Here is an 8,496-nt window from a genome sequence, read left to right as displayed (position 1 = left end):
GGTTGCCGGGCTTATCCCAGAGTCAGGGGCAGGTTGCTCACGTGTTACTCACCCGTTCGCCGCTCGAGTACCCCGAAGGGCCTTTCCGCTCGACTTGCATGTGTTAAGCACGCCGCCAGCGTTCGTCCTGAGCCAGGATCAAACTCTCCAAACAATGTTTACGTTTGGATTGTGAATCCAAGCAATTTCCGTCAAAAGACGGGGATATGCATGTATCTCATGCACTGGCTTTTAACACACTGTTGAGTTCTCAAGAAACGGACGCGTACTTCCTCACTCAAAAACCGTTCAGGCTTTTCGCTCGGAGGCGTTCATTTCGTTGTGTCTTAATTCTTTCAGCCGTTCAAGTCCCTGTCAAATTGACCCGACTTGCTCGATCTGTGGGAATTAATCCGTGCCCCGCTTCCGGGACAACCCCTCTAACTTACCAGCCCATCCGGAGTGATACGAACACCGAAGGACGAGCCTGCAAGAAGTGGGATTCGCTGGGCGTCTCCGGAGGTTCGAGGAACCCCTTGACCGCCCTGCGGGAAGCAACTCTAGCAGCCCGCCGCCACCACTTCTGCCTCTTGGGTAATCCTCTGACCTTTCCCTCACCACGCAACGCTCAAACCTTCACAAGTCCCCCCTGGTCGGCGCCCGCGGCGTCAAGCCGACCGCAAGTCATCCGCAATCGCATCCAGGTACGAAGTACCTACGAGCAGACTGCGCTCTCGGAGGTGTCCGCTATGACCAGGTCGGAGTTCGACGACATCCGCGCCTTCCTCGCCGACGGGGCGACCCATGCCGGAGACCTGCTGAGCATCGCCAGAACCCTGACCGACGACCTCGAGCACGCTCGGATGCGCGAGGCCGTACTCCGCACCCACTACCTGCGCCTCCTCACGGCCGCGCGGGCGACGGTGGCGGCGGACACCGTGGGCGCGCCCGACCCCATGGCGTTCCTCAAGCATGAGCTGGCCGAGCGCGGCCAGATGCCGGAGGACGGGGAGGCCGTGCAGCGCATCCTGTCAGACGCCCGGACGGCGGCGGCGCTGCTCGAGTGCCTCGAGAACGCCGCCCCGCAGCGCCCGCGCGGAACGCGCCTGCGCCGCTGCGTCGGCATGAGGAGAACGCTCCCGCGCTAGCCAGACCTGATGACGACTTGGGGCATACCTCGCCTTGGGCGCCCGGCTGTAAGACTTCACATATGTGGCAGCGGGGGTTGAACTGGGCGGCAATCGCATTGGTCGCGATCTTCGGCCTGATGTGGGTTGGCGTCGTTGTTTACGCCGATCAGGACTCTCCCCTGCCGATAAGGATCGTGCAAGTCGTCTTCGGGCTCGTGCTCTTCGGCTGGGCCGCACACAAGGCGTTCTCGATGATCAGTAGGGCCTACGACGAAGAGGGCTGGAACCGGTAGCCCATCCCGGGCTCAGTCAGCAGATGGACGGGATGGGATGGATCCCGTTCGAGCTTGCGCCGGAGCTGGGCCATGTACTGGCGTAGGTAGTGCGTCTCCTTCTCGTACGCATCGCCCCACACTTCCCGCAGGAGCTGGCGCTGGCTGATCAGCTTGCCGGGGTTACGCAGCAGGAGCTCCAAGAAGTGCCATTCGGTGGGCGTCAGCCGTACGCCACCGGAGATCGTCTTGTTGGAGAGGTCGATCACGTGATCGCCCAGCCGCACCGTGGCGGCCTCCTCGTCCGGCTGGCCGGTGCGGCGGGTCACCGCGCGGACGCGTGCGAGCAGTTCGTCGATGCTGAACGGCTTCGTCACGTAGTCGTCGGCGCCCGCGTCGAGTGCGTCCACTTTGTCGGTGCTGTCCGAACGCCCCGAGAGGATGATGATCGGGACCGAGGTCCAGCCGCGCAGGCCCTGGATGACCTCCACGCCGTCAAGGTCGGGCAGGCCGAGGTCGAGGATGATCAGGTCGGGATGCCAGTCGGCGGCCTGGCGCAGCGCTGTGCCGCCGTCGGGCGCGACCGCCACCTCGTACTGCCTGGCGGCCAGGTTGACGCGCAGCGCCCGCAGGATCTGCGGCTCGTCGTCCACCACCAGCACGCGGGTCATGCGTGCCGCCGCAGCGAGATGGTCATGGTCAGTCCCCCTCCAGGCGTGTCCTCCAGCACGAGCGTGCCGCCCATCGCCTCGGTGAGGCCGCGCGAGAGGGCGAGGCCCAGCCCCACGCCCGTGTGACTGTCGCGGTCGCCGAGCCGCTGGAACGGCATGAACACCTTTTCATGTGCCTCGGGCGGGATGCCGGGGCCCCGGTCGATGATGCGGACCTCCACGTTCTCGCCGTGCCAGCTCGCGTTGACCAGGACGAGCTCGTCGTCGGGGCTGTAGCGGACCGCGTTCGCCATCAGGTTGACGAGCACCCGCTCCAGCAGGGCGGGGTCCGCCGTGATCTCGGGCACCATGGGCGGCAGATCGCTCCGGATCCGCTCGCGGAGCGGGCCGAGATCGTCGATGGCGCGCGGCAGGACGTCCTCGATCGCCACGGGCTCCGGGTGCACGCCGAGCACGCCCGCCTGGAGGCGGCTCATGTCGAGGAGGTTCGAGACGAGCCGGTCGAGCTTGATCAGCGACTCGTCGGCGGTGGCCAGCAGTTCGGCCCGGTCCTCCTCCGACCAGGTGACGTCGGTGCTGCGCAGGCTCTCGACCGCCGCCTTGGCCGAGGCGAGCGGCGTACGCAGGTCGTGGCTGACGGCGGCGAGCAGGGCGGTGCGCATCCTGTCGGCCTCGGCCAGCGGCTCGGCCTGCTCGGCCGCCTCCCGCAGCCGCTGCTCGCGCAGCGCGACAGCCGCCTCCGCGGCGAACGCCTCCAGCACCCGCCGGTCGCTCGCGTCCAGCAGCCGGCCGTGGGCGGCGAGCACGAGCCGGTCGTCGATCACGACGTCGGTGTCGGCCGTCCCCGGACTTGTGCACGGCGCTCCGCCCGAGGTGGCGACGATCTTCCAACCGTCCGAGCGTTCGAGCAGGGTCACCGAGGTCAGCCCGAACGTCTCCCGCATCCGGGCCAGCAGCGACGGCAGCGCCGCCTCTCCCCGCAGCACGTGCCCCGCCAGCGTGGACAGCACCTCGGCGTCGGCCTGCGAGCGCGCCGCCTCCCTGCTGCGCCTGGCCGCCAGGTCGACGACCGCGCTGACCATGACCGCCACCAGCACGAAGATGGCCAGCGCGAGCACGTTCTCCGGCTCGGAGATCGTCAATGTGTGCAGCGGCGGCGTGAAGAACCAGTTGAGCAGCCCGAACCCGAGCACCGCCGCCGTGATGGCCGGCCACATGCCGCCCACCAGTGCGACCCCCACGACCAGCAGCAGGAAGAGCAGGATCTCGCTGGGCAGCGGCAGCCCCAGGGGCAGGAGCACGGCGGTGAGCAGCGGCATCCCGAGCAGCGCCAGCCCCCAGCCGGACAGCCGCCGCCCGCGGGTCAGCGCTGCCCTCGACCGCGTCCGCTCGCGCGCCTTCCTGGTCGCCTCGTGCGTGACCATGTGAACGTCGATCGACCCCGACAGCGCCGTCGTGGTCACCCCCACGCCCCGCGAGAGGATCTGCGCGAAGCGCCCTCGCCGCGACGCCCCCAGCACGAGCTGGGTGGCGTTCACGCCACGGGCGAACTCGAGCAGCGCGCGCGGGATGTCGTCGCCCACCACCTGGTGGTAGGAGCCGCCGAGGTCCTCGACGAGGGTGCGCTGGCGGATCAGGTTCGCGGGGTCGCCGCCGCGGATGAGGCCGTCGGCGCTGGTGACGTGGACGGCAAGCAGGTCCGCGCCCTTGCTCCTGGCCGCGATGCGGGCCGCCCGCCGTATGAGCGTGTCGCCTTCCTGGCCACCGGTGAGCGCGACCACCACCCGCTCGCGGGCCTCCCAGGTGCCCGCGATGCCATGGTCCGCACGGTAGCGGTCGAGTTCCTCATCCACCTTGTCGGCCACCCAGATCAGGGCGAGCTCCCGCAAGGCGGTCAGGTTGCCGACGCGGAAGTAGTTGGCCAGCGCGGCGTCGACCCGTTCGGGCGGGTAGACGTTCCCGTGGGCCATCCTGCGCCGCAGCGCCTCCGGCGCCATGTCGACGAGCTCGATCTGGTCGGCGCGCCGTACCACCCCGTCCGGTACGGTCTCCCGCTGCGGCACGCCGGTGATCTGCTCGACCACGTCGTTCAGCGATTCGAAGTGCTGGATGTTGACGGTCGAGACCACATCGATCCCCGCGTCGAGGACCGCGTCGATGTCCTGCCAGCGCTTGGCGTTGCGGGAGCCGGGAACGTTCGTGTGGGCGAGCTCGTCGATCAGTGCCACGGCGGGAGCGCGGGCGATGACGGCATCGACGTCGAGCTCGGTGAATGCCGCGCCCCGATGGGACATCGTCCGCCTCGGCAGGATTTCCAGCCCTTCGAGCAGGCAGGCGATCTTGGCGCGGCCGTGGGTCTCGACGAAGCCCACGACCACGTCCTTGCCACGCTCGCGGGCGCGGTGCGCCTCGCTCAGCATGGCGTACGTCTTGCCCACTCCGGGCGCCGCGCCCAGGTAGACGCGCAGCATCCCGCGGGACGTGGCTCCCATTCCTCCAGGTTAAGGCTGGTACGGGGGCGCGACCCCCCAGCCCCAGTGCGGCACGGGAGCCTTGAGCGGCGGCTTGGCGTCCGGCTGGGAGTTGTGCCTGGCCAGCCTGGTCCCCCACTCGATGTAGCTCGCGAACGCCGCCCTGAACTCGGGATCGTCCGGCAGGCCCACCTCGTCGGCCGCGTCCATGAGCAGGCTCACCCACCTGCGGCGCTGCGGCTCGGTGATGGCCTTGCCGAGGTGGTGGCGGAGCATGTTCGGATAGCCGCCGCGCTCCTTGGTGTACCGGTCCGGCCCGCCGAACACTTCGCTCAGCCACATCGCCACGTGTTTCGGATGGTCCGGGTCCATGTGGGCGAACAGCGGGCCGACCAGGTCATCCTTGACGACGGTGCGGTAGAAGGCCTCGGTCAACCGCTCGAACGCCGCGCTGCCGCCTGCCCATTCGTACAGCGTGGGCACTGTTTGATCAGTCATGTAATGATGTAATCACCGTTGCTCCAGGCAGGGCAAGGGCGCGGAAACGACAAAGTCCCCGGCCTCCGGATGATCCGGTGACCAGGGACTTTGGCACTGAGTAGCGGGGACAGGATTTGAACCTGCGACCTCTGGGTTATGAGCCCAGCGAGCTACCGAACTGCTCCACCCCGCGTCGGTGTGTCTTCAATAACTATACAGGCTCCCAACCAGTGCTTGGGACGTTCCGCCTCAGCAGAATGGGAGGGCTGTGGTCAGACGCACAAAGGCCCGGGTTCCGTTTCCGGATCCCGGGCCTCTGGGATTGGTAGCGGGGGCAGGATTTGAACCTGCGACCTCTGGGTTATGAGCCCAGCGAGCTACCGAACTGCTCCACCCCGCGTCGCGTTGTTGTCTAAACCTTAGTCGGCGACGAGGGGTGGGCGCAAACTGAATGAGCTAGCCCGTGCCTCCCGTTGGAGATCCCGTAGGCGATGGCGACGGCGTGGCCGGGCCGGAGGGTGTGGCGGAAGGCGTGGCCGACGGCGAGGCGGACGGGGTGGCCGAAGGAGTCGCCGAGGGCTTGGGCTGCTGGGCGTTCGCCCCCTCCAGCGCCTTCAGCGCCTCCTCCAGCCGCTTCTGCGCCTCACCGTAGGCATCCCAGTTCGGCGGGCTGGTCTGCAGGGCCTTCTGCGCGTCCTCGTACGCCTTCTTGGCGTTGGCGATCGCCGAGTTGAGCGCCGTGTTGGTCTGGCTGGGGACGGTCTGCTGCTGCTCCTCGGTTGGCTTGGTCTGCTGCTGGCCGCCGAAGACCTCTTGGAGCGCCTCCTCCAGGTTCCGTCCGACGCCGATCTTGCTGCCGTAGGACACCAGGACCCGCTGCAGGATCGGGTACGGCTCCTGGCCGCCGCCCGCGGTCGTCTGGACGTACACCGGCTCGATGTAGACCAGGCCACCCGCGTACGGCAACGTCAGCAGGTTTCCGTAGCGCAGCGAAGAGCTGCCGACGCCCATCACGTTGAGCTGACCGGCGAGGCGGCTCTGGAAGGAGTTCTGGATCTGCCCAGGACCCGGGATGGGCGTGTTGGACGGCATTCGCAGGATGCGCAGCCGGCCGTATCCGGAGCCCGCCGACGAGTCGACCGCCATGAACGCCGACAGGTTGGCTCCTCCCTGGCGCGGCACGAACGTGGTCGTCAGCGAGAACGTCGGCGTGCCACCCGTACCCGGCATCGTGGTGGTCAGGTAGTAGGGCGGCTGCTTGATGTTCTTGTCGCCCTGCGTGGGGTCGCCGGGGACGTTCCAGAAGTCCGAGCCGTTGTAGAAGGCGGCCGGGTCGGTGATGTGGTAGCGCGACAGCGTGTAGCGCTGCACCTTGAACAGGTCTTCCGGGTAGCGGACGTGGTTGCGCAGGTCGGGGCTCATCTTCGAGGCCGGGAGGATGATGCCGGGGAAGGCCTTGCTCCAGGTCTTCAGCATCGGGTCGTTGGTGTCCCAGCCGTAGAGCCTGACCGTCCCGTCGTAGGCGTCGACCGTGGCCTTGACGGAGTTGCGGATGTAGTTGATCTTGTCGGTGGGCTGCTGGGCGATCACGCGGCGGTCGGTGGACGTGTCCCGCGTCATGTCGCCGAAGCTCTCGCTCTGCGAGTACGGGTAGTCGTTGGACGTGGTGTAGCCGTCGATGATCCAGGTGATGCGCCCGTCGACGATCGCCGGATAGGGGTTGCCGTCGAGCCTGAGGAAGGGCGCGACCTTCTGCACCCTGTCACGCGGGTTGCGGACGTAGAGGATCTTGGAGCTGTCGTTGACGTCGCCCGACAGGAGGATGTTCGCCTCGCCGTACTTGGCGGCGTAGACGAGCCTGTTGACGAACGACCCGACGCGGACCCCGCCCCCTGTGTAGGTGGTGTTCTCCTGGCCGGTGCCGCCGGTCTTCGGGTAGTCGAGCTCCTGCGGGTTCTTGGGGTTGCCGCCTGCGATGACGTACTTGGCCGAGGCCGGGTCCTCGCCGTAGTAGACGCGTGGCTCCTTCAGGTTGGCGGAGGTCGCCAGCGGGCCGGTAACCGGCATGTCCTTGGCGTCGTACGCGGGCTGGCCGCTGCTGTCGACCTGGTTGCCCGGCGCGGCGACGAAGCCGTAGCCGTGGGTGTAGACGAGGGCCCGGTTGATCCAGTTGTCCTGGCCCTCGGGCGGGCCGGTCAGCTCGCGGACGCCGACGACGTGGTCGACCAGCTTGCCGGTGCTGTCGGGGTAGCGGTCGACGTCGAGCGTGTCGCCGAAACTGTAGAAGCCGCGGATGCGCTGCGTCTGCTCGTACGTCGACGACACCAGCGCCGGGTCGAGCAGGCGGACGCCGGAGACCGAGGTGTCTCCGTCCTTCTGGACCTTGGCCGGGTCGGACTCGGCGTTGTAGTTTTCCACCTCGGTCTTGTCGACGTTGTACGCCTCCCGCGTGGCCTCGATGTTGCGCTGGATGTAGGCGGCCTCCTTGCCCTGCTGGTTGGGCTTGACCTGGAACTGCTCGACCAGCGCCGGGTAGACGCCGCCGATCAGGATGGCCGAGAGCACGAGCAGGCCGGCCGAGACGCCGGGGAGCATGCCGCCGGGGCGCACGACGCCGGCGAAGAACAGGGCGGCGCAGATCAGCGCGATGATCGCGAGGATGGTCTTGGCCGGCAGGACGGCGTTGACGTCGGTGTAGGAGGCGCCGTGGACGAAGCCGCGGTCGGAGAAGACCAGGCCGAAGCGGTCGAACCAGTAGGCGACGGCCTTGAGCAGCAGGAAGATGCCGAGCAGCACCGACAGGTGGGTGCGCGCCGCCCTGGAGGCGTGCACGCCGGGCGACTGCAGCCGGAACCCGCCGTACAGGTAGTGCGTGATCGCCGCCAGCACGATCGAGATGATCACTGCGGTGAACAGGAAGTTCAGCACCATCCGGATGAACGGAAGGTCGAACATGTAGAACGAGATGTCCAGCCCGAACAGCTTGTCCTGTTTGCCGAACGACTCGCCGTTGACGAACTTGAGCCACACCTCCCACTGCCCGGCGAACGAGGAGCCGGAGAAGAGCGCGAGCAGGCCCATGCCCACAATGAAGATCAGCTTGCGGTGGGGGTCGAGCGCCATGCGGTAGCGGTCGGCGCCGCTGCCCCCGCCGAACATCGCCGGCCCGAACATCGGGCGCACCCGGAAGGCCAGCAGCATGTTGCCGCCCACGATGCCGACCATCAGCACCGCTCCGACCAAGAACAGCACGATCTGGGTCAGCACCACACCGGTGAAGACCGACGTGTAGTTCGTCGCGTCGAACCACAGATAGTCGGTATAAATCCCAGAAAATAGGAAAAACAGCGCCACGATCGCTACAAGAGCGATCGCCACAGGCAGAAGCAGTCGCGGTCGGCGGGGCAAGCGCATCGCCCTACCGGCTCCTGGGGTCCGGAAGCTCAAGGCCAACCCCTCGTCGTGATGAAGAAACGGTCCGTGTCTGGCAACC

General features: G+C 67.4%; 6 protein-coding genes, 2 tRNA genes and 1 rRNA gene. 2 read left to right on the top strand and 7 right to left on the bottom strand.

The window, feature by feature from the left end:
* Window positions 1-154 (bottom strand): 16S ribosomal RNA (locus ABN273_RS11200); the annotation flags it as partial.
* A 574-nt stretch (window positions 155-728) separates the two neighbouring features.
* Here ABN273_RS11200 and ABN273_RS11195 point away from each other — a divergent pair.
* Together ABN273_RS11195 and ABN273_RS11190 are read left to right on the top strand one after the other, a co-directional pair.
* Window positions 729-1,127 carry a hypothetical protein gene (locus tag ABN273_RS11195; RefSeq protein ID WP_349448615.1) on the top strand — a complete coding sequence of 133 codons (399 nt, stop codon included), beginning with the start codon at window positions 729-731 and terminating at the stop codon, window positions 1,125-1,127.
* A 62-nt stretch (window positions 1,128-1,189) separates the two neighbouring features.
* Window positions 1,190-1,402 (top strand): hypothetical protein, encoded by a 213-nt coding sequence (locus ABN273_RS11190; RefSeq protein ID WP_349448614.1) that lies wholly within the window; start codon window positions 1,190-1,192, stop codon window positions 1,400-1,402.
* Here the strand turns inward: ABN273_RS11190 and ABN273_RS11185 are convergent.
* The 6 genes from ABN273_RS11185 to ABN273_RS11160 form a co-directional block, all read right to left on the bottom strand.
* Window positions 1,375-2,052, bottom strand: a complete 678-nt coding sequence (locus ABN273_RS11185) for a response regulator (protein WP_349448613.1) — start codon at window positions 2,050-2,052, stop codon at window positions 1,375-1,377. The genes ABN273_RS11190 and ABN273_RS11185 overlap by 28 nt on opposite strands.
* Entirely contained in the window at window positions 2,049-4,544 is a 2,496-nt protein-coding gene (locus ABN273_RS11180) for a sensor histidine kinase (RefSeq protein WP_349448612.1), read from the bottom strand. The genes ABN273_RS11185 and ABN273_RS11180 overlap by 4 nt, the downstream gene beginning before the upstream one ends.
* Before the next feature lie 9 nt (window positions 4,545-4,553).
* The gene (locus ABN273_RS11175; protein ID WP_349448611.1) at window positions 4,554-5,021 is read right to left on the bottom strand and encodes a group II truncated hemoglobin; all 468 of its coding nucleotides are present in this window, start codon (window positions 5,019-5,021) and stop codon (window positions 4,554-4,556) included.
* Window positions 5,022-5,122: 101 nt separating this feature from the next.
* A tRNA-Met gene (locus ABN273_RS11170) sits at window positions 5,123-5,196 on the bottom strand.
* Window positions 5,197-5,326: 130 nt separating this feature from the next.
* Window positions 5,327-5,403: transfer RNA gene (locus ABN273_RS11165), tRNA-Met, on the bottom strand.
* Window positions 5,404-5,459: 56 nt separating this feature from the next.
* Window positions 5,460-8,417, bottom strand: a complete 2,958-nt coding sequence (locus tag ABN273_RS11160; protein ID WP_349448610.1) for a UPF0182 family membrane protein — start codon at window positions 8,415-8,417, stop codon at window positions 5,460-5,462.
* Window positions 8,418-8,496 lie beyond the last annotated feature (79 nt).

The organism is Nonomuraea sp. B19D2 (genome assembly GCF_040137845.1).
Taxonomy (GTDB): Bacteria; Actinomycetota; Actinomycetes; order Streptosporangiales; family Streptosporangiaceae; genus Nonomuraea.
The sequence above is the reverse complement of the archived record's forward strand: the minus strand, read 5'-3'. Positions and strand labels throughout refer to the sequence as shown.

Coding starts and splice junctions, on each gene's coding strand:
- ABN273_RS11190 (WP_349448614.1), top strand. CDS start 1,190: ATGTGGCAGCGGGGGTTGAACTGGGCGGCAATCGCATTGGTCGCGATC.
- ABN273_RS11185 (WP_349448613.1), bottom strand. CDS start 2,052: ATGACCCGCGTGCTGGTGGTGGACGACGAGCCGCAGATCCTGCGGGCG.
- ABN273_RS11160 (WP_349448610.1), bottom strand. CDS start 8,417: ATGCGCTTGCCCCGCCGACCGCGACTGCTTCTGCCTGTGGCGATCGCT.
- ABN273_RS11195 (WP_349448615.1), top strand. CDS start 729: ATGACCAGGTCGGAGTTCGACGACATCCGCGCCTTCCTCGCCGACGGG.
- ABN273_RS11180 (WP_349448612.1), bottom strand. CDS start 4,544: ATGGGAGCCACGTCCCGCGGGATGCTGCGCGTCTACCTGGGCGCGGCG.
- ABN273_RS11175 (WP_349448611.1), bottom strand. CDS start 5,021: ATGACTGATCAAACAGTGCCCACGCTGTACGAATGGGCAGGCGGCAGC.